This window comes from Burkholderia sp. PU8-34 (assembly GCF_053427725.1).
The window spans coordinates 721,851-740,327 of sequence record NZ_JBSAXC010000001.1; the positions used below are offsets into that span (position 1 = coordinate 721,851).

An 18,477-nucleotide genomic window follows, 5' to 3' on the forward strand; every position below is an offset into this window, starting at 1 on the left:
CACGCCCCTTCTCCTTCTGAACGGACATACGATGCAGCCTCTTTCCGACGAAGCGCCGCTGGCCCTGTTCGATTCGGTATGCACCGAAACCGCCGTCGCGTCCGGCGGCCTGACGCTCGCCGTGCGCACCTGGGGCGACCCGGCCCGCACGCCGGTCGTGCTCGTGCACGGCTATCCGGACAACAACAGCGTCTGGCAGGACGTCGCGCCGCTGCTCGCGCGACAGCACTACGTGATCGCCTACGACGTGCGCGGCGCAGGCCTGTCGGGCGTGCCGGCGCGCACGTCCGACTACCATCTCGCGAAGCTGACCGACGATTTCATCGCGGTGATCGACGCGCTCTGCCCCGGCCGCCCAGTCCACCTGATCGCGCACGACTGGGGCTCGATCCAGGGCTGGGAGTTCGTCACCGAGCCGCGGCTCGAAGGCCGCATCGCGTCGTACACGTCATGCTCGGGCCCGTGCCTCGACCACGTCGGCTTCTGGATGCGCGAACGCGTGCTGCATCCGACGCCCGCTTCGCTGGCCAGGCTCGGCGGCCAGCTCGTGCGGTCGTGGTACGTGTACCTGTTCCATCTGCCGTTCATCCCCGAGCTGAACTGGCGGCTGTGGCTCGGCCGCGCATGGCCGGGCCTGCTGCGCCGCGTCGAAAAGACGCCCGTCGCGCCGCGCGCGACGCAGGCCGACGACGGCGCGCGCGGCGTGCGCCTCTATCGCGCGAACTTCATCCGCTGCCTCTTCACGCCGCGCGAGCGCTACGCGCACGCGCCCGTGCAGACGATCGTGCCGCTCGGCGACAAGTACGTGAGCCCGGCGCTGTCCGAAGACCTGTCGCGCTGGGTGCCGCAGTACTACCGGCGCGAAGTCGCGGCCGGGCACTGGCTGCCGCTCGCGGATCCCGCGCTCTTCGCAGGGCTCGCGCAGGACCTGATCGACGCGGTCGAGTGCGGCGACGAGCCGCCCGCGCTCGCGAACGCGCGCCGCCGCGCGACGAGCGGACGCTTCAGCGGCAAGGTCGCGGTCGTCACCGGCGCCGGCAGCGGGATCGGCCGCTGCGCGGCGCTCGCGTTCGCGCGCGAAGGCGCGACGATCGTCGCGGCCGACATCGACCAGGCGAGCGCCGAGCGCACCGCGCTGCTGGTCCGGCTGATCGGCGCGCGCGCGCATGCGAAGCGCGTCGACGTCGGCTCGGCCGACGAGATGGAAGCGCTGGCCACCTGGGTAGGTGCCGAACTCGGCGGCGCGGACGTCGTGATCAACAACGCGGGCATCGGGATGGCGGGCGGCATTCTCGACACGAGCGCCGCGCACTGGGAGCGGATCCTGCACGTGAACCTGTGGGGCGTGATCCACGGCTCGCGCCTGTTCGCGAAGCAGATGGCCGCGCGCGGCAGCGGCGGCCACATCGTCAACACCGCGTCGGCGGCGGCATTCGGGCCGTCGCGCGACCTGCCGGCCTACGCGACGACCAAGGCCGCGGTGCTGATGCTGAGCGAATGCATGCGCGCGGAGCTGGCCGGCAAAGGCATCGGCGTGACGGCCGTGTGCCCCGGCTTCGCGGAAACCGGAATCATGGCGTCGACGCACTACGCGGGCGCCAATGCGCAGGACGAAGCGCGCCTGCGCAAACGCGCGACGAAGCTCTACCAGATGCGCGGCCTGAAACCTGAAACCGTCGCGCAGGCGATGGTCGACGGCGTGCTGCGCAACCGGCCGGTCGTCGCGGTCGGCACCGAGGCGCACACGCTGCGCTTCGTCGGCCGCTTCATGCCCTGGCTCGGCCGGATGATCGCCCGCGTCAGCATGGCATCGCATTGACGGCGCATGAGGCTGCAAGAGGCCGCAATAAACCGCAACAAGCCGCGACAGGCCGCAACAACGCCGCACACGGAGACACAGATGACCGCAACCGCCGACTACCACAAGATCAAGGCCCGTCACGTGAAGTTCGACTTCAGCGACACGCCGATCACCTGGGTGCCGAACGATCCGGGCAGCACGCACATCATCAACACGCTGAACCTGCTGTTCCCGGAAGGCGAGCTGTGGTTCTGCCGCGTCTACAACAAGGCGCTGCCGCATATCACCGATGCGCAGCTGCGCGACGAGGCCGAAGGCTTCCTGCGTCAGGAGGCCGTGCATTCGCGCTCGCACGGCGGCGTGCTCAAGCATTACTACGACCGCCACGGGATCGACACGAAGCCGTTCACGCAGAAGCTCAACTGGCTCTTCACGCGCGTGCTCGGCGAGGCGCCGTTCGGCCTGAAGATCGGCCATACGCGCTTCTGGCTGCGCCAGCAGCTCGCGGTGATCGCGTCGCTCGAGCACTTCTTCGGCTATCTCGGCAACTGGGTGCTCAACGCGCACGGGCTCGACGAAGGCAAGGCGGACCCGACGATGGTCGACCTGCTGCGCTGGCACGGCGCCGAGGAAGTCGAGCATCGCACCGTCGCATTCGACATCTATCGCCACATGGGCGGCACGTATCCGGAGCGCTGCCTGCACATGGCGTTCGTGATCGTGCTGCTGCTCTACTACATCACGACGGGCGCGAAGTTCATGTACAGGCGCGATCCGGACGCGGGCCGCTACCCGGGTTTCGTGCGGTCGTGGTGGCAGGGCTCGCGGCGCGGGCACCTGCCGTCGTTCTGGAAGGTGATCGGCGCGGCGCTGCGCTACTTCAAGCCGAGCTACACGCCGCACCACGAAGGGTCGACCGAACAGGCGCTCGCGTATCTCGCGCGCTCGCCGGCCGCCCAGGCGGCCGCGCATGGCGGCAACTGGGGGGCCACGAAGGAGGCTTGACGTACGTCCGTGCACGCGCTGCGCGTGCACCGCGCGGCGAAATGCGTACAATCGCGGCTTCATTTCCCCGGAGGTGCCGCGATGGCCATGAAGAAAACCGATCTCGAGAAAAACAAAGCGCTCAAGCTGACGCACTCGATGAAGCAGTCGAGCTCCGCGCGTTTCGGCAAAGGCGCCGAAGAAGCGGCGAAGCTCGACCGCCGCGCGCAGCGCAAGCTCGACCAGGAGCAAGGGCTCGTGCCGTTCGCCTGCAAGCTCAACGCGGAGCTGGTCGAGCAGTTGAAGGTACGCGCGGCGACGCATCCGGACGGGATGACCGGCCTGCTGTCCGAACTGCTCGTGAACGCGCTCGCGCAACGCGATGCGTGATCCACACGTATCTCGAAATTTTCGTTGACAACGCCACGCCTGCACGACAAACTCGTTCGCATGCCTACGTTCAAGCTCATCGCCATCGCGATTAATCGCCGAGTGAACGCCCATTGGGGCGAGTCACCGGGGGCGCTTGTGCGTTAGCATCGACAGCAGTACCGCATGTCACACAAGGCCTCACCGGAAACGGATGAGGCTTTTTTGTTTTGGTGCGCGTCATCCGCCCGGCTCAACGAATGGAGATGACGATGGACCAAGCCAGCCCGCTGTTTGTTCGTCCCGATCTGCGCCGCGCCGACGCGATCGCGTTGCCGAGAGTCGTGATTCATTTCGCCGTCGCGCCGCGCAAGACGCTGACGTGGCGCGCGCCGAGCGATGCCGAGATCCGCGTGCACGATGCGTCGCTGTGGCTGACGCGCCAGACGAGTGTCGACGATTACTGGATGCGGCCCGGCGACGTGCTGCGCATCCCGCGCGGCGAACGCATCTGGGTGAGCACGGATGCCGACTGCCCGGTCGAGGCGTCGATCACGACCGCGTACCTGCAGCGCGGCATGCGATTACGGCGCGCGCTCGCGCAAGTGCAGCACATGATGTGCGGCATCTGGCGAAGTCGGGCGTGACGGACAGGCGTTGACGATCGGACGTGATACGAACGCCGTCAAGCGCGCTGCGCGTGACGGCGTGACGAAATGCGCGCACCTGCGACGCATCGCATCGCAGGTGCGCGGCGAATGACGCGGCACGCCGGCGCGTGCCGCGAGCGATCGCGCGCCGCGCGCGGACATCAGGTGCTGGCGGCGAGACGCGGGCCGGTGCCGCGCGGACTGGCTTCGAACTCAGGACGTTGGGATGCCTGCGCGCTCACCCAAGGATCGATGCCTTGCTTTTGCACCTCCTCGAGAAAGGACACGCGCGTGCGCCAGTAATCCGCTTGTAATTTCGCATCGATGACGCGCTGCTCGGCAGTGAACAGTTCCATGCGCGCAGTGACGAGCATCGACGCAGCGGTTTTTTCTGGCGTAGGGGCGTGCCGCATCGCCCAACGGCTGATCCAGTTCAGCATGCTGACCTCCGTAAAAACGGACAAACCCGCATCGGGCAATCGCAATCGGCCGCGCGCTTGCCCGTACGCGCAACGGCCGCCGCCACACTTCACGCCTTGGCACTGCACGGGCCGTCGATTCCCCCGCATCGGCAGCGATCGGCCCGACGTGTGTGCGCGGTGTATCTATCCTAGAAAGAGTTGCCGGTTAACGCGATCCGGTCTTGCAATCTTTTACACAGAAACCACAGTCCGCACTGCAGCACGATTTGACAGTTGCGCGCGGAACGGCTTCGGAGCAGCATAGCCCGATGCCCGCGCCTTGGTGGACTGACGAATGCATCGGTCCGCGCCCGCATGCGCTGCATGCGTGATGTTGCGCCGCATGCGTGCACGGCTTTTGTGCAGCATGCGGGCGTTGCGTTTCATCCGCATGTCGATGCGATCAACACGCCGCGGCGCATGTGTCGCCAGCCGCTTGCTACCGATTCCCCACGCTTCCCCCGCTTCCCCCTGCTTTTCGCCGCCATTCCCGCCCGAACCGGTAAAATGCGCGCCGCCGCGCGGCCCCGCAGTCAATCTGGCCGTGCCGTCCGCCGATCGCGCCCCGCGACTATATCGTCCAACCTATCCCGGCTATTACAATCCGCCGATAGCCCGACATTAGTGGCTGGTTACATTACGCCGGCCGTGCATGGTTGGCCGCGCATACAACAACTCGACTCGACAAGCAACACGACAACCCGACCGGAGAAACGCCTACATGGAATCCATCAAGCGGTATTTCGGCTTCGAAGAAGCCGGCACCGACTTCCGCACCGAAATACTCGCGGGCGTCACCACGTTCCTGACGATGGCTTACATCATCTTCGTGAACCCCGCGATCCTCGGCGACGCCGGCATGCCGAAGGAATCGGTATTCGTCGCGACCTGCCTCGTCGCAGCGCTCGCGTCGCTGATCATGGGGCTGTATGCGAACTACCCGATCGCGTGCGCGCCCGGCATGGGCCTCAACGCGTACTTCGCGTATACGGTCGTGAAAGGCCTCGGCTTCTCGTGGCAGGCCGCGCTCGGCGCGGTGTTCATCTCCGGCTGCCTGTTCCTGATCGTCACGCTGTTCCGCGTGCGCGAGGCGATCGTCAACGGCATTCCGAAATCGCTGCGCATCTCGATCACCGCGGGCATCGGCCTGTTCCTCGGCATCATCTCGCTGAAGACGTCGGGCGTGATCGTCGGCAACCCGGCGACGCTCGTCACGCTCGGTGACCTGCACAAGCACGACACGATCCTCGCGATCATCGGCTTCTTCACGATCGTCACGCTCGACCACCTGCGCGTGCGCGGCGCGATCCTGATCGGCATCCTCGGTGTCACGATCCTGTCGTTCTTCTTCGGCGACAACCAGTTCCACGGCGTGTTCTCCGCGCCGCCGTCGATCGACGCGACGCTGTTCAAGCTCGACATCGGTGCCGCGCTGTCGACCGGCATCATCAACGTGATCCTCGTGTTCTTCCTCGTCGAGCTGTTCGACGCGACCGGCACGCTGATGGGCGTCGCGAACCGCGCCGGCCTGCTCGTCCACGGCAAGATGGACCGCCTGAACAAGGCGCTGCTCGCCGACAGCACCGCGATCGTCGCGGGCTCGGTCCTGGGCACGTCGTCGACCACCGCGTACATCGAGAGCGCGTCGGGCGTGCAGGCCGGCGGCCGCACCGGGATGACGGCACTCACCGTCGCGGTGCTGTTCCTCGCGTGCCTGTTCATCGCGCCGCTCGCGGGCGTCGTGCCGGCCTACGCGACCGCGCCCGCGCTGCTGTACGTGTCGTGCCTGATGCTGCGCGAGATGGTCGAAGTGCCGTGGGACGATGCGACCGAAGCCGTGCCGGCCGCGCTGACCGCGCTGCTGATGCCGTTCACGTACTCGATCGCAAACGGTGTCGCGTTCGGCTTCATCTCGTACGCCGGCCTGAAGCTACTGACGGGCCAGGCACGCCAGGTCAAGCCGGTCGTGTGGATCATCGCCGCGGTGTTTCTGTTCCGCTTCTTCTATCTCGGCAGCGAATGAGCATGGCATGACGCGTCGCTCCGCATGATGCAAAAAACGCCACCTTCGGGTGGCGTTTTTTTGTTCGCGAGCATCCCGCATGCGGCATCGAGCGTCCGCCGCCGCGCATCGCGCCATGCGCACGGGCAGACGACAGTCACACCCCGGCCTCGCCGAGCACCCAGCGCGCAAATGTCTGCAACGGTCCGTCGCCGAGATCCAGCGGCTCGGGCAATACGAGGCAGAAGCGCTTCGCGACGCGCCGGCTGTCCGGCCAGGGCGCGGCGAGCAGTCCCTGCGCGATCTCGGCTTCGACGTACAGGCGCGGCACCAGCGCCACGCCGAGCCCCGCCAGCGCAGCGGCGATCAGCATCGAATGGAGATCGTAGCGCGCGCCCGCCGCCGGATTGCCAATCGGCAACCCGGTCTCCTGCACGTACTGCGACCACGCATCCGGCGTCTGCCGCTTGTGCAGGCGCGGCAACGCATCCAGCAGCGTCTCCGGCGGCGCGCCCGCGAGCAGCGACGGATGGCAAACCGGCACCAGCACCTCCTCGAGCAGCCGATGCGTATGCATGCCCGCCCACGCCGGATGCTCGAAATGAATTGCCGCGTCGAAACCGCTGTCGGGCAGGACGAACGGGTCGGCCCGCTCCGCGAAATGCACCGTGATGTTCGGGTGCCGGTCGTGAAACCGTTTCAGGCGGGGGATCAGCCAGCGCGTCGCGAACGTCGGCGTGACCGCGATGTCGAGACTGCCGCCGTCGCCGGGCTGACCCATCATGTACTGGCACTCGCGCTCCAGCCGATCGAGCACGTCGCGCACCTGTGCCGCGTAACGCGCGCCGTTCGGCGCGAGCCGCACGCGATTGCCGATACGCTCGAACAGCACGATGCCGAGGAACGCCTCAAGGCGGCCGATCTGCCGGCTGATCGCGCCTTCCGTCAACGCGAGTTCGTCGGCCGCGCGCGCAAAGCTGCCGTGCCGTGCGGCAGCCTCGAACGCCATCAAGGCCGAATTGCTGGGAATCCTGCGTCGCATCGCGCTTCTCCTCGCCGGACGATGCCTGCGGCAGCTTGATCAAATGTCATCGAAGGGTGACGAATCGTCGTTTTTCAGTGCGTTTTCACGTGATTATCATGACAAAACATCAACCCGTCGAGTGGCAGCGCGTTGGCTGCCCCGCTTCCCCACGAGGACACCACCATGATCTACACGGTCGAATGCAGTTTCGCCGATCCGGCCTCCGAGGCCGAATGGAATGACTTCTACAGCCGGGTCAAGCTGCCGGCCCTCATCTCGGTATCCGGTTTCGTCACGTCGCAGCGTTTCAGCGCGTTGGGCGGGACAGGCCCGCGCTATCTGGCGCTGCACACGATCGACGCGCCCGACGTGCTCGGCTCCGCCGAGTATCGCGACAACGGCGGCGGCAACTTCGCCCGCTGGCAGCCGCACATCACTGACTGGCGGCGCAACGTATACGACCACGCAGGCGCGGCGCCCGCGGTAACGGCACCCGCGCTGCTCGCGGTCTGCGATACGGATCCCGCCCCGCTGGCGCGGCTGGGCCTCACGCCGTCGAGCCTGCACGCCATCGCGCTCGACAAGCGTCCCGCGCAGCGATGGCTGGCCGTACTGGCGCGCGACGCCGCGCATCGCGCCGCCGATGCGTCCGGCGCAATCCGGCTCTACGCGCCGATGGGCCCGCAGCTCGTGCGGACGTCTGCCGCACCTGCCGCACCTGCCGCACCTGCCACCCCGGCCGCACGATAAACGGAGCACGCCGATGCCCAACGTCACGTTCTTCATCGCGGCGGAACGCATGCCGCCGAACGACGCGCGCTCGCGGCTCACCGCCGCGTGCAACGACCTCTGTACCCGCGTGCTGCATGCCGCGCCCGACAACGTCCATGTGATCTACGTCGGCGTCGGCCACGGGCGCGGCCACCCGGTCTACGTCGAGATCCGCTATCGGCTCGAGGCGTTCCGCACGCCCGACGTGATGGACCGGTTCCTCGACGCGCTGGACGACGCGATCCGGCAGCACACGGGATGCACGGCCCGCATCCGCTGTTTTGGCTACCCCGCGCCACACATCCATGCGCGCCATTGATACCCGGAGATTGCCCATGTGCGCCTTCCCTTTCCCGAGCCGGCAGATCGGCGAATTCTCCGTCACGTCGATCAGCGACGGAATGCTCACGGCCGGCCTCGACCTGCTCTCGAACATCGATCCGGCCGACGCGGCCCGCATCCTGCGCGACGCGGGCGTGCCCGATCCGTCCGTCGTGAACATCAACTGCTACGTGATCCGCGGCAACGGCCGCACGATCCTCGTCGATGCCGGCGCGGGCGGCATCCGGAACTGGGGTGGCCGGCTGAAATCGGCGCTCCCGCTCGCCGGCGTGGCGCCGACCGACATCGACACGATCCTGCTCACGCACGCGCATCCGGACCATGTCGGCGGGCTGATCGATACGCTCGGCCGCGCGGCGTTCCCCGATGCCGAACTGGTGGTCCACCAGCGGGAAATCGACTTCTGGCAGGATGACGAATCATTTGCGCGCGCCAGCGAGCGCGCGCAGGGCAATTTCCGGATCGCGCGGCAGGTGTTCGATGCGTATCGCACGGCCCTTCGCACCGTCGACGCAGGCGAGGTGCTGCCCGGCATTGCGGCCGTGCCGCTGCCGGGACATACGCCCGGGCATACGGGTTATCTCGTCGAGTCGCGCGGAGAGCGTCTGCTGATCTGGGGCGATGTCGTCCACTTCGCGCCGATCCAGGTGGCCCGGCCGCACGTATCGATCGCGTTCGACCACGATCCGTCGCGCGCGTCGGCGACGCGCGCGACGCTGTTCGCCGAAGCCAGTGCCGGGAATCTGCTGATTGCGGGCATGCACCTCGCCGCATCCGGCTTTGCACGCATCACGCGCACGCACGACGCCTACGCGATCGTCGCCGCGCCTTGAAGGGGAAACCGGCAAGGGAACAAGCAGAAAAACAGGCGCAGCCTCGCAGCCGGCCATGGCGCACGGTCGCGGCCGCGGGGCAATCGCTCTCCGCGCACGCATATGCCCTGGCCGCGCCGATACCGCCGATACCATCGATACCGTCAATACGACGAGGGCGCCATGCACTGCAATGGCGCCCGCTCGATCACTGCCCGGCTAGTCGGGTCAACGCCAGTTCGCCTCGTAAAAGCGCACGTAGCCGCTGCGCAGCGTCACGCATTGCGCGCGTGTTTCCGACAGCAGGCGCCGCGCCGCTGCCTCGATGCGGTCGCGGTGCATGTCGAACGCGCCGACCATATCCTCGAAGCGCGGCGACGCCGCGCCGAAATGGTCTTCCATCGCCTCGGCGGTGATGTGGCATTGAACGCGCTCGCCATTGACCAACGCCGGAAACGCGAGCGTCAGTTCACGCCCCGAATACTCGGGCGCCTCGTTCGGGAAATTGATCTGCATGGGAGCCGCCTCAACCGTCCGGTAGAAAATGAATGACCGCGTCCGTCGTCCGCCACCGGCCGGACGATTGTGTTCGCGGGCTGACCGGCCTTGCACGCCCGCGGAAATATGGCGCGGACAATGCACACCGGTTGCATTCACTTTAGACGGTTTCGCGCAGGAGGCAAATTTTGCGGCGCGCGTCATTCCGACGCGGGTTTGGTCAGCACAATGCGTGATCCGGCACCGGAGCCGGGCCGGCGTCAATGCGGGTCATGCGGCCACACGTTGAGGGCGATCGCGGTTGTCGTGATGCCCAGCGCGATCGCTGCAGCGCCGTATCGCAGCGCGTCGTCCAGATCGAAGAGGAGGCCGTGGATCGCGACCGCGATGCCGCCCAACATGACGAAGGTGGCGATTGCCGCCAGTACGACCCTCAGTTCCGTACGAACCATGATCCGTCTCCGAACGGATGCATGTCGCGTCGCATGCGTGTTGCGATGCGGAACACGGCGCGTGCGTGCTCCATTTCCATCATTGCAGGCGCCTGCCCAAAAGCAAGCGGAATTTGTCCCCGGTCGCACATCGCGTGCCGCGCTTGTATGATGAGGCGTACCTGCGCAGCCGGATGCGCACCGGATGCGCGTTGCGAGCGGGGAACGCACCCCGCCGACGGCTTCGGATTTGCATGGGACCCGAGCAAGCGCTGAAGCGCCAACCCGGGCCGACTGGAGACACGTGATGCCTCAATCTTCCGTGCTGCCCGCCACCGCGGGCCGCATCGACCTGCTCGCGCAGGCGCATGCCCGTTCGACAGCGGTCGGGCTGCGCACTGACGAGCTGCCCGATTTCTCGCCGCTGTCGCGTGTTGCGCTGCGCGAGCTGATCGACACCCATCACGCGCTGTTCGCACACGCGCGCCCGGTGATGGAAGACCTCCACGCGCAGATCGCCGACACGCAAAGCCTCGTGTTGCTGACCGACTCGGACGGCGTAATCCTGCACAGCATCGGCGACGCGGATTTCATCGAGAAAGCCAACCGCGTCGCGCTGTGTCCGGGCGTGTCGTGGGCCGAAGGCGCACGCGGCACCAACGCGATCGGCACCGCGCTCGCGTCGGGCCAGGCCCTCGCCGTGCATGCGTCGGAACACTTCCTGCGCGCCAACCACATCCTGACCTGCTCGTGCGCACCGATCGTCGATCCGTTCGGACGCACGCTCGGCACGCTCGACGTGAGCGGCGATCCGCGCGGCTTCAGCCCGCATACGCTCGCGCTCGTGCGGATGTCGGCGCAGCTGATCGAGAACCACCTGTTCGCGAACCAGTGCGCGGAGGCGCTGCGCGTGCGCTTTCACGCGCACGAGGAATGCGTCGATTCGCTGTTCGCGGGGCTGGTGGCATTCGGGCCCGACGGCGGGCTGATCGCCGCGAACCGCAGCGCGCAATTCCAGCTCGGCGCGCCATTCGACGCGCTGCAACATCAAGGCTGCGACGCGCTGTTCGGGATGCGCTTCGCGATGCTCGCGCAGCAGGCCGCCCGCGCGCCCGGTGCGCTGTTCCGGCTCACGCTGTCGAGCGGCGTGCGCGTGCTCGCGCGCTGCGAATTCGCGGATGCGCAGAAAACGGCGGTCGCGGTCACGCCGCCCGCCGCGCCGGCCACGCGCGCGCGCCCGGCCGATCCCGACGCGATCACGTTCGAGACGCTCGACACCGGCGACGCGAGGATGGCCGCGGTGCTCGAGCGGGTCGCGAAGATCCGCGGGCGCGACCTGCCGTTGCTGATCCTCGGCCAGACCGGCACCGGCAAGGAATGGCTCGCCCGCGCGCTACATCACGCGTCGCCGCGCGCGGACGGCCCGTTCGTCGCGGTCAACTGCGCGGCGCTGCCCGATTCGCTGATCGAGGCCGAGCTGTTCGGCTATGAGGACGGCGCGTTCACCGGCGCGCGCAAGCGCGGCAGCCCCGGCAAGATTGCGCAGGCCGACGGCGGCACGCTGTTTCTCGACGAGATCGGCGACATGCCGCTCGCGCAGCAGGTGCGGCTGATGCGCGTGCTGCAGGAGCGCGCGGTGATGCCGCTCGGCGGAGCGCGTGCGGTGCCGGTCGACGTGCGCGTCGTCTGCGCGACGCACCGCGACCTGCGCGCGATGATCGCGGCCGGCACGTTCCGCGAGGACCTGTTCTACCGGATCAACGGGCTCGCGGTGACGCTGCCGCCGCTCGCGACGCGCGCCGACCTGCCGGTGCTCGTCGAACGCATTCTCGAGCGGCTCGCGCGCAGCGAGCCGATGCCGCGCCGGGTCGCGCCCGACGTACTCGACGCGTTCGCGCGCCACCGCTGGCCCGGCAACTTGCGGCAGATGACCAACGTGCTGCGCACCGCGGGCATGCTGGCCGAGGACGAGACGGAGATCGCGCTCGCGCACCTGCCCGACGATTTCTGGCTCGATTGCGACGTGCCGAGCGCGGAGCCGCACGCGAGCGACGCGGCGGCCGAAGCAACGACGCTGCTCGATCATCAGGCGGCGGTGATCGGCGCGGCGCTCGAGCGGCACGGCGGCAACGTGTCGGCGGCCGCGCGGGAGCTGGGGCTCGCGCGCAACACCGTGTACCGGCATCTGCGCCGGCACTGACGGACCTCGGGCCCGCCGCGGCCGGCGGGCCGCGGCGGACCGGTTCGGGTATGCTTGGCGGCTTGCCGTGACCGATCCGCCGTTTTTTCCCACATGACCGATTCCGAACGCCCCCCTCTCGTGCGCATCGAGCCGCTCGGCGTGAGCTTCGACGCGCCCGACTCGCTGACGCTGCTCGAAGCGGCCGCGTTCGCACACGTGTCGCTGCCGCGTTCGTGCCGCAACGGCACGTGCCGCACGTGCCTGTGCCGGATCGTCAGCGGCAGCGTACGCTATACGATCGAATGGCCGGGGCTGAGCCGCGAGGAAAAGGCCGACGGCTATACGCTGCCGTGCGTCGCGGTCGCGACGTCGGACGTCGTGATCGACGTGCCGGACGCGGTCATGCTCTGATGTGCGCCGCGCCTGTCCGTCCCGCATCGGCCTGTCGGGCATGAAGGGTAACGCGCCGCTGTGCCGCGCGTCGCACAATCGCAGTGGATAAACGCACCCATGGAGGGCGTCATGACACAGCAATCCGATCGCATCGAAAAGCAGACCCTGTTGCCCGCGCCGCTGGACCGCGTCTGGGAGGCCGTCAGCAATGCCGGCGAGTTCGGCAAGTGGTTCGGCGTGACGTTCGACGGGCCGTTCGTCGCCGGCCAGCGGCTGTTCGGCCGGATCACGCCGACGACCGTCGATGCGGACATCGCGAAGGCGCAAGAGCCGTATGCCGGCGCGGTATTCGAAATCGTCATCGACCGCGTCGAGCCGAAACGACTGTTCTCGTTCCGCTGGCATCCGTTCGCGATCAATCCATCCATCGACTATTCGAGCGAGCCGATGACGCTGGTCACGTTCGCGCTCGACGAACAGCCGGACGGAACGCGGCTGACGCTGACCGAATCCGGTTTCGACGCGCTGTTCGCCGAGCGCCGCGCGAAGGCTTACGAAATGAACGACCAGGGGTGGACCGCGCAGATGATGCTGATCCGGAAGTATCTGGCGAAGCACGCGTGAGATCCGGACGGCGGCGTGGCATCATGCCGCCCGCCGACGTGGAAATATCGATCCAAAATCGCGACGCGTACGGCAAGGCTCGCTTCGTTGGCAGCCGGCCGAGTTGGTGTTCGCGCGTCGCATCGAGATACGGTTGGCATTCCGTCTGAAAAATCGATGCTCCTTTGATCAGCCGAAATTGCTCCATTCCACATATGATAATTTCGCGACGTGCATTGTCGCCTGCGACCCCTTCAGCATTTTCCGTGGAAATGTAAAAGGAGCGGCTCGTCGATCTGCGCCCCAATCGAAATGGCGACACTACGCCGCACTCCTGATCGCGGGAACCCCGTCCGGGTCGGTCCCTTCGCCGCCCCCATTTCTCGCTCGTAACCCTCTTTGCATTTCGTAACAAGTCGGGTTGATTCGTCGAGGCCACCTGCCGTAAATTTTGCAGGTCGTCCGGCGGCATCCGGCAGTTGGGCGATGTTTCATTCTGCATATCAACGCATGCCGGATACCTGGATGGCCAGCCATCCGACACTGCAAGTCCGCACGTCGTGCGAACTTGATCAAGCGGTTGAACTCGTACTGAGTATCGTTTCGACTACATGCAACCCATCAGGACCCGGCGCGCCGTAGCGGGCTCGCCGAGTGGTTCCTGTCATGCCGGACTGACGCCCGCGTGACTGGGTTGGACACGGTCGAATCAAGTTATTTGTATCGCACTCCTATCAATACATTTGGGAGACTCAACCCGACTTTCGATCGGTATCAATCAACTTTGCGCAACGCGCGAAAGGAAAGAGGACAGAAAATGGAATTCGTACGGATGGGAATCGTCTTTGTTCACCTCATCGCCTGCTGTGTCTCGATTGGTCTCGTGCTGACCAGTGATATTGCGATGGTCAAACGGCTTTTGGATTCTGACGCGCCCGCCGATCTTGCCCAGGTCCACCTGCCCAGTCTGCAGCGCACCATCACGCTGGCGCTGATGGTGCTTTGGGTCACCGGCATTGCGATCATTGCGTTCGATATGCGGACTCAAGGGCTCACGTATCTCCACAATCCCAAACTGCAGGCCAAGATTGCCATCGTCGCCTTGCTGACTTTCAACGGTATCGCTTTGCACTCCACGGTCCTCCCGGCACTGCAGAAAGCAGGATCCCTGCTGAAGCTTTCCTTTGAACGACGCATGGTTGCCATTTTCCTGGGCGTGGTTTCCGCAGTCTCGTGGTTCTACGCGGCAATGCTGGGCGTTGGGCGCCCGTTGAGCTGGAAGTATTCGTTGTTCCAGATCCTGGCAGCCTACCCGGCACTGATTGCTGGCGGAATCGCCGCCATGTTGTTCATCACGGCGCTGGCGAAATCCAGGAAGCCCGTTGAACGTCACAATACCGAAGAGGTCGCGGCCTATTGATCGCCGACACCGGGGATGCGTACTGCCCGCAGCAGTACGCATCCCGTTGTCGCACAAGCCGCGCTTCGGCTTGTGCGATTGTTTCCTCGCCGTCAACACAGCGATGAATATTCACCCAAGATAAGACTCCGGGCAGTGAATACGCTATGAGGCCCTCCCGCCTCACGAGCCCGTATCCCATGCCCGACCTCGCTGCTCCGCCCCGCACCCTGTCCATCGCGCTGCTGGCGATTTCCGCATTCGTCATCGTCACCACCGAATTCCTGATCGTCGGCTTGCTTCCCGCGCTCGCGCGCGACCTCCGCATTTCGATTTCAACTGCCGGACAGCTCGTCACGCTGTTCGCGTTCACGGTGATGCTGTTCGGCCCGTTGCTGACTGCGGCACTGTCGCATGTCAAGCGCAAGCGCCTGTTCGTCACGATCCTGTTCGTCTTCGCCGCTGCCAACCTGCTCGCCGCGCTGGCGCCGAATCCGTGGGTGCTCGCCATCGCCCGCTTCATCCCGGCGTTGCTGCTGCCCGTGTTCTGGGGCACCGCGAGCGAAACGGCGAGCCAGTTGGCCGGCGCCGAGCGGGCCGGGCGCGCGGTGTCGCAGGTCTATCTCGGGATTGCCGCGGCCACGCTGTTCGGCATCCCGCTCGGCACCGTTGCGGCAAACGCGATCGGGTGGCGCGGCGCGTTCGGCGGACTCGCGGTGCTGTCGCTCGTGATGGCCGCGTCCCTCGCGGCGTTCACGCCCGCGCTCGCGCGGCCGGAAAGAATGCGCATCGCGACCCAGCTCGGCATTCTCTGCGATCGGCATTTCGTCGCGAACGTCGCGTTGTCGGTCGTCGTGTTTGCCGCCATGTTCACCGCCTACACCTATCTCGCGGATCTGCTGGAACGCGTCGCGCACGTGCCGCCCGCGCAGGTCGGATGGTGGCTGATGGGCTTCGGCGCGGTCGGGCTCGCGGGCAACTGGCTCGGCGGGCGTTTCGTCGATCGCCATCCGGCCGGCGCAACCGCCGTCTTCTCGCTGCTGCTGGCAATCGGCATGGCTGCGAGTGTGTCGCTCGCGTCCGCACCCGGTTGGCTCGGCGCGGCGATGGCCGTATGGGGCGTCGCGTATACGGCGCTCTACCCGGTCTGCCAGGTGCGCGTAATGAAAGCCGCCTCGCATGCGCAAGCGCTGGCCGGCACGCTGAACGTGTCCGCCGCCAACGCGGGCATCGGCCTCGGCGCGATCGTCGGCGGATACACGATCGAACGCAGCACGCTCGCCGACATCGGATACGTCGCCGCTGCAATCGCGCTGTTCGCCACGCTGTCCGCCACGTTGCTCGCCGTCATCATCGGCCGCCGCCGGCAGGCGCGCTTCGATGCCGGCCTCGGCTCGCCGGGCGTTGCCGGGCAGTAGCGCCACGCCCCCTGCGCGCGTCATCGTACTACGGGCAGATGGCCTCGGACGCGCCGAGCCTCTTTCGAAATGCATTTTCACAGAACGGCGGGAATTGCATGGACAATTGAGCCCTCGTTCACCCTATCGCCAGTGTCAATGTCGACAGAGCGTCTCAAAGGCATCGAAGTCTTCGTCGCCATTGCCGAAGCCGGGAGCTTCACGGCCGCTGCGGAACGGCTCCATCTCACGACCTCGGCGGTCAGCAAGAGCATCGCGCGACTGGAGGCGCGGCTCGGCGCCCGGCTCTTCGAGCGCACGACGCGACGCCTTGCCCTCACCGGCGCGGGCGAAGCGTTCCATCGCACCTGCACGCGCATCCTGGCGGACCTCGAAACAGCCGAAATCGATCTCGCCGCCGAGCACACCGAACCGGCGGGCCGCCTGCGCGTCGACGTGCCGGTGACGTTCGGCCACCTGCACGTGTTGCCGCTGCTGCTCGATTTCGCCGAGCGTCATCCGCGCGTGAAGCTGCACACGTCGTTCACCGACCGCTTCATCGATCCGGTCGAGGAAGGCATCGATCTCGCCGTGCGGATCGGCAGTGTCGCCCCACCCTCAGGCCTGCTTGCGCATCGGACCATTGGTCAGGAGCGCGTGGTCTTCTGTGCGGCGCCGCGTTATCTGAAGCAACGTCCGGCGATTCGCGACGTGGCGGATCTCGAGCAGCACGATTGCGTGACCTACGGCCGCGCGGACGGCAGCGTGAGTCCGTGGATCGTGGCCGGGCCGGATGGACAGGCCGAACGCCGGACCATGAACGGCCGGATCGTCGTCGGCAGCGGCGAAGCGCAGATCCAGGCGGTAAAGGCCGGGTACGGGGTCGCGCAACTGGCGACCTGGATGATCCGCGATGCGCTTCGCAACGGCGAACTGGTCGACGTGCTGCCCGCATTCGCGACGACGGGATTGCCCATCAGTCTGATCTGGCCACGTCATCGGGAACGCTTGCCAAAGGTCGGCGCGATGCTGGACTTCCTGGATCGCGCGTTGCGCGCCGCCTGCGCGGAAGACTGAACCGCACATCGCGACGGAAAGGGACGTGTCCGACGCATCCTCGATGCCGGCATGGCATCATGCCTGATCCCAGACGCCCCATATCGACCTCGCGGAGCGACGAATGTCCGTTCAGACCTGGTTTCTCTTTGCCGCAGCCTATCTCGCCACCACGCTGATTCCGGGGCCCAACGTGCTCCTCGTCGTCCGGAACACCGTCCGATATGGCCGCCAAGGCACGGCCGCGACCATTGCCGGCAATCTCACCGCGCAAGGGGTCGTCGTCGTGCTCGTTGCGCTGGGCGTCGGCGCGGTGCTCGCCGCGATGCCGCCGCTGTTCGTCGCGATGAAGGTGGCCGGCGCGGCTTATCTGATGATTCTGGGCGTCAAGCAGTTGCGCGGCCCGCGAGCGCGGCCAGATGCGTCTGCCGGCGACACGGCCGCGGCCGCAGTCGCGCCGGACCGGAAGAAGCTGTTCCGCGAATCACTGCTCGTCTCCGGGAGCAACCCGAAGACGCTGATCTTCCTGTCCGCGTTCATGCCGCAGTTCATCGCGCACGACCGCCCGCTGGCGATGCAGTTCGTCGTGATGTACGCAACGATCGCTTGCACGGTGGTGGTCGTTCACAGCATCTATTCAGCCGGCGTACACAGATTGCATCGCGGCTTCCGCATGAGCCGCTGGGTCGAGGCAATCAAGCGCGGCAGCGGGCTGCTGTTCGTCGGGTTGGGGATCAAGCTGCTCGCGGCGCGGCAATGACCGCAATAGCCTCAATAACCGGCGATTTCGGCACCGGCCGCGGCAGCGCCATCGCGCGCTCGTCCGTCAACCGCCCCACCGATCTCCGGGATGGCCCAATGCAGGCCGGTGCCGTCACGCACGACAGATAGCGATCGCCACACGCGGCCCCACGACGCAGCTCACGCGACACAAATCCCCGCCACCGCCACTTTCTTGAACAGGTGCGGCGACGCGACCGCCGACGCCGGATAGTCTGACAGCTTCGCGCGGAAATCCGGATGCGAGAACGCCGCACGGAAATGCGCGGTGGACTCCCACACCGCATAGTTCAGATACGTCGGACGCTCGCCGATCGCACGATGCAGTTGCGTCGAGACAAAGCCCGGCTGCCGCTTCATGAACGCGGCATCGTCCTGCCAGACCTTCAGGAACGTCGACTCGTCTTCCGGTTCCAGCATGAAGAGGTTCACGAGCACGACCGGGGCGGCGTCCTCGGCGAGCTGGCGGTCGATCGGGAATTCAGGGTCGAGAGGGCGAAACTGTGGCATGATCGGCTCCAT

General features: G+C 66.6%; 20 protein-coding genes and 1 pseudogene. 15 read left to right on the forward strand and 6 right to left on the reverse strand.

Annotated features, from left to right (window positions below):
- Positions 1–31: 31 nt before the first annotated feature.
- The 4 genes from ACV22Z_RS03275 (at position 32) to ACV22Z_RS03290 (ending at position 3,801) form a co-directional block, all read left to right on the forward strand.
- Positions 32–1,819 carry an SDR family oxidoreductase gene (locus ACV22Z_RS03275; RefSeq protein ID WP_448074866.1) on the forward strand — a complete coding sequence of 596 codons (1,788 nt, stop codon included), beginning with the start codon at positions 32–34 and terminating at the stop codon, positions 1,817–1,819.
- Between the two features lie 81 nt (positions 1,820–1,900).
- The gene (locus ACV22Z_RS03280; protein WP_448074867.1) at positions 1,901–2,806 is read left to right on the forward strand and encodes a metal-dependent hydrolase; all 906 of its coding nucleotides are present in this window, start codon (positions 1,901–1,903) and stop codon (positions 2,804–2,806) included.
- 81 nt (positions 2,807–2,887) lie between these two features.
- Positions 2,888–3,175: a hypothetical protein gene (locus ACV22Z_RS03285; protein ID WP_448074868.1), complete on the forward strand. Its 288-nt coding sequence runs from the start codon at positions 2,888–2,890 to the stop codon at positions 3,173–3,175.
- Positions 3,176–3,426: 251 nt separating this feature from the next.
- Positions 3,427–3,801 carry a DUF2917 domain-containing protein gene (locus tag ACV22Z_RS03290; protein ID WP_448074869.1) on the forward strand — a complete coding sequence of 125 codons (375 nt, stop codon included), beginning with the start codon at positions 3,427–3,429 and terminating at the stop codon, positions 3,799–3,801.
- Between the two features lie 164 nt (positions 3,802–3,965).
- Here the strand turns inward: ACV22Z_RS03290 and ACV22Z_RS03295 are convergent, their stop codons facing one another.
- Positions 3,966–4,244 (reverse strand): hypothetical protein, encoded by a 279-nt coding sequence (locus tag ACV22Z_RS03295; protein WP_448074870.1) that lies wholly within the window; start codon positions 4,242–4,244, stop codon positions 3,966–3,968.
- A 213-nt stretch (positions 4,245–4,457) separates the two neighbouring features.
- Positions 4,458–4,652: a hypothetical protein gene (locus tag ACV22Z_RS03300; protein WP_448074871.1), complete on the reverse strand. Its 195-nt coding sequence runs from the start codon at positions 4,650–4,652 to the stop codon at positions 4,458–4,460.
- Positions 4,653–4,986: 334 nt separating this feature from the next.
- On the opposite strand from ACV22Z_RS03300, the gene ACV22Z_RS03305 reads away from it, so the two are divergent.
- A complete protein-coding gene (locus tag ACV22Z_RS03305; protein ID WP_448074872.1) occupies positions 4,987–6,288 on the forward strand; it encodes an NCS2 family permease in 1,302 nt (433 codons plus the stop codon).
- A gap of 136 nt (positions 6,289–6,424) precedes the next feature.
- On the opposite strand, the gene ACV22Z_RS03310 is transcribed toward ACV22Z_RS03305, so the two are convergent.
- A complete protein-coding gene (locus tag ACV22Z_RS03310; protein WP_448074873.1) occupies positions 6,425–7,309 on the reverse strand; it encodes a LysR substrate-binding domain-containing protein in 885 nt (294 codons plus the stop codon).
- A 165-nt stretch (positions 7,310–7,474) separates the two neighbouring features.
- On the opposite strand from ACV22Z_RS03310, the gene ACV22Z_RS03315 reads away from it, so the two are divergent.
- Genes ACV22Z_RS03315 through ACV22Z_RS03325 form a run of 3 tightly spaced genes read left to right on the forward strand, consistent with a single transcriptional unit; the run spans position 7,475 to position 9,237 of the window.
- On the forward strand, positions 7,475–8,041 hold the full coding sequence (locus ACV22Z_RS03315) for a sugar ABC transporter (protein ID WP_448075157.1): 567 nt from the start codon (positions 7,475–7,477) through the stop codon (positions 8,039–8,041).
- Positions 8,042–8,054: 13 nt separating this feature from the next.
- Positions 8,055–8,381, forward strand: a complete 327-nt coding sequence (locus ACV22Z_RS03320; RefSeq protein WP_448074874.1) for a hypothetical protein — start codon at positions 8,055–8,057, stop codon at positions 8,379–8,381.
- A 16-nt stretch (positions 8,382–8,397) separates the two neighbouring features.
- Entirely contained in the window at positions 8,398–9,237 is an 840-nt protein-coding gene (locus tag ACV22Z_RS03325; protein WP_448074875.1) for an MBL fold metallo-hydrolase, read from the forward strand.
- Between the two features lie 207 nt (positions 9,238–9,444).
- Here the strand turns inward: ACV22Z_RS03325 and ACV22Z_RS03330 are convergent, their stop codons facing one another.
- Together ACV22Z_RS03330 and ACV22Z_RS03335 are read right to left on the reverse strand one after the other, a co-directional pair.
- Positions 9,445–9,732: a DUF1488 domain-containing protein gene (locus ACV22Z_RS03330; protein ID WP_448075158.1), complete on the reverse strand. Its 288-nt coding sequence runs from the start codon at positions 9,730–9,732 to the stop codon at positions 9,445–9,447.
- A gap of 242 nt (positions 9,733–9,974) precedes the next feature.
- Positions 9,975–10,249: pseudogene (locus tag ACV22Z_RS03335) on the reverse strand (DUF2964 domain-containing protein).
- Positions 10,250–10,452: 203 nt separating this feature from the next.
- Here ACV22Z_RS03335 and ACV22Z_RS03340 point away from each other — a divergent pair.
- From ACV22Z_RS03340 to ACV22Z_RS03370, 7 genes are all read left to right on the forward strand, one after another.
- Positions 10,453–12,345 carry a sigma-54-dependent Fis family transcriptional regulator gene (locus tag ACV22Z_RS03340; RefSeq protein ID WP_448074876.1) on the forward strand — a complete coding sequence of 631 codons (1,893 nt, stop codon included), beginning with the start codon at positions 10,453–10,455 and terminating at the stop codon, positions 12,343–12,345.
- A 93-nt stretch (positions 12,346–12,438) separates the two neighbouring features.
- Entirely contained in the window at positions 12,439–12,738 is a 300-nt protein-coding gene (locus tag ACV22Z_RS03345; protein WP_448074877.1) for a 2Fe-2S iron-sulfur cluster-binding protein, read from the forward strand.
- A gap of 111 nt (positions 12,739–12,849) precedes the next feature.
- A complete protein-coding gene (locus ACV22Z_RS03350) occupies positions 12,850–13,344 on the forward strand; it encodes an SRPBCC family protein (RefSeq protein ID WP_448074878.1) in 495 nt (164 codons plus the stop codon).
- A gap of 796 nt (positions 13,345–14,140) precedes the next feature.
- A complete protein-coding gene (locus tag ACV22Z_RS03355) occupies positions 14,141–14,743 on the forward strand; it encodes a hypothetical protein (protein WP_448074879.1) in 603 nt (200 codons plus the stop codon).
- A 179-nt stretch (positions 14,744–14,922) separates the two neighbouring features.
- Positions 14,923–16,140 (forward strand): MFS transporter, encoded by a 1,218-nt coding sequence (locus ACV22Z_RS03360; RefSeq protein ID WP_448074880.1) that lies wholly within the window; start codon positions 14,923–14,925, stop codon positions 16,138–16,140.
- Positions 16,141–16,278: 138 nt separating this feature from the next.
- Positions 16,279–17,196: a LysR family transcriptional regulator gene (locus tag ACV22Z_RS03365; RefSeq protein WP_448074881.1), complete on the forward strand. Its 918-nt coding sequence runs from the start codon at positions 16,279–16,281 to the stop codon at positions 17,194–17,196.
- Positions 17,197–17,299: 103 nt separating this feature from the next.
- Positions 17,300–17,935: a LysE family translocator gene (locus ACV22Z_RS03370; protein WP_448074882.1), complete on the forward strand. Its 636-nt coding sequence runs from the start codon at positions 17,300–17,302 to the stop codon at positions 17,933–17,935.
- A gap of 161 nt (positions 17,936–18,096) precedes the next feature.
- On the opposite strand, the gene ACV22Z_RS03375 is transcribed toward ACV22Z_RS03370, so the two are convergent.
- On the reverse strand, positions 18,097–18,465 hold the full coding sequence (locus tag ACV22Z_RS03375; protein ID WP_448074883.1) for an antibiotic biosynthesis monooxygenase family protein: 369 nt from the start codon (positions 18,463–18,465) through the stop codon (positions 18,097–18,099).
- Positions 18,466–18,477: the final 12 nt, after the last annotated feature.

What these genes read in the sequence shown, in the direction of transcription:
- ACV22Z_RS03305 (WP_448074872.1), top strand. Translation starts at nt 4,987, where the DNA reads ATGGAATCCATCAAGCGGTATTTCGGCTTCGAAGAAGCCGGCACCGAC.
- ACV22Z_RS03280 (WP_448074867.1), top strand. Translation starts at nt 1,901, where the DNA reads ATGACCGCAACCGCCGACTACCACAAGATCAAGGCCCGTCACGTGAAG.
- ACV22Z_RS03290 (WP_448074869.1), top strand. Translation starts at nt 3,427, where the DNA reads ATGGACCAAGCCAGCCCGCTGTTTGTTCGTCCCGATCTGCGCCGCGCC.
- ACV22Z_RS03355 (WP_448074879.1), top strand. Translation starts at nt 14,141, where the DNA reads ATGGAATTCGTACGGATGGGAATCGTCTTTGTTCACCTCATCGCCTGC.
- ACV22Z_RS03330 (WP_448075158.1), bottom strand. Translation starts at nt 9,732, where the DNA reads ATGCAGATCAATTTCCCGAACGAGGCGCCCGAGTATTCGGGGCGTGAA.
- ACV22Z_RS03340 (WP_448074876.1), top strand. Translation starts at nt 10,453, where the DNA reads ATGCCTCAATCTTCCGTGCTGCCCGCCACCGCGGGCCGCATCGACCTG.
- ACV22Z_RS03360 (WP_448074880.1), top strand. Translation starts at nt 14,923, where the DNA reads ATGCCCGACCTCGCTGCTCCGCCCCGCACCCTGTCCATCGCGCTGCTG.
- ACV22Z_RS03365 (WP_448074881.1), top strand. Translation starts at nt 16,279, where the DNA reads ATGTCGACAGAGCGTCTCAAAGGCATCGAAGTCTTCGTCGCCATTGCC.
- ACV22Z_RS03275 (WP_448074866.1), top strand. Translation starts at nt 32, where the DNA reads ATGCAGCCTCTTTCCGACGAAGCGCCGCTGGCCCTGTTCGATTCGGTA.
- ACV22Z_RS03315 (WP_448075157.1), top strand. Translation starts at nt 7,475, where the DNA reads ATGATCTACACGGTCGAATGCAGTTTCGCCGATCCGGCCTCCGAGGCC.
- ACV22Z_RS03325 (WP_448074875.1), top strand. Translation starts at nt 8,398, where the DNA reads ATGTGCGCCTTCCCTTTCCCGAGCCGGCAGATCGGCGAATTCTCCGTC.
- ACV22Z_RS03300 (WP_448074871.1), bottom strand. Translation starts at nt 4,652, where the DNA reads ATGAAACGCAACGCCCGCATGCTGCACAAAAGCCGTGCACGCATGCGG.
- ACV22Z_RS03310 (WP_448074873.1), bottom strand. Translation starts at nt 7,309, where the DNA reads ATGCGACGCAGGATTCCCAGCAATTCGGCCTTGATGGCGTTCGAGGCT.
- ACV22Z_RS03350 (WP_448074878.1), top strand. Translation starts at nt 12,850, where the DNA reads ATGACACAGCAATCCGATCGCATCGAAAAGCAGACCCTGTTGCCCGCG.
- ACV22Z_RS03345 (WP_448074877.1), top strand. Translation starts at nt 12,439, where the DNA reads ATGACCGATTCCGAACGCCCCCCTCTCGTGCGCATCGAGCCGCTCGGC.
- ACV22Z_RS03375 (WP_448074883.1), bottom strand. Translation starts at nt 18,465, where the DNA reads ATGCCACAGTTTCGCCCTCTCGACCCTGAATTCCCGATCGACCGCCAG.
- ACV22Z_RS03320 (WP_448074874.1), top strand. Translation starts at nt 8,055, where the DNA reads ATGCCCAACGTCACGTTCTTCATCGCGGCGGAACGCATGCCGCCGAAC.
- ACV22Z_RS03370 (WP_448074882.1), top strand. Translation starts at nt 17,300, where the DNA reads ATGTCCGTTCAGACCTGGTTTCTCTTTGCCGCAGCCTATCTCGCCACC.
- ACV22Z_RS03295 (WP_448074870.1), bottom strand. Translation starts at nt 4,244, where the DNA reads ATGCTGAACTGGATCAGCCGTTGGGCGATGCGGCACGCCCCTACGCCA.
- ACV22Z_RS03285 (WP_448074868.1), top strand. Translation starts at nt 2,888, where the DNA reads ATGGCCATGAAGAAAACCGATCTCGAGAAAAACAAAGCGCTCAAGCTG.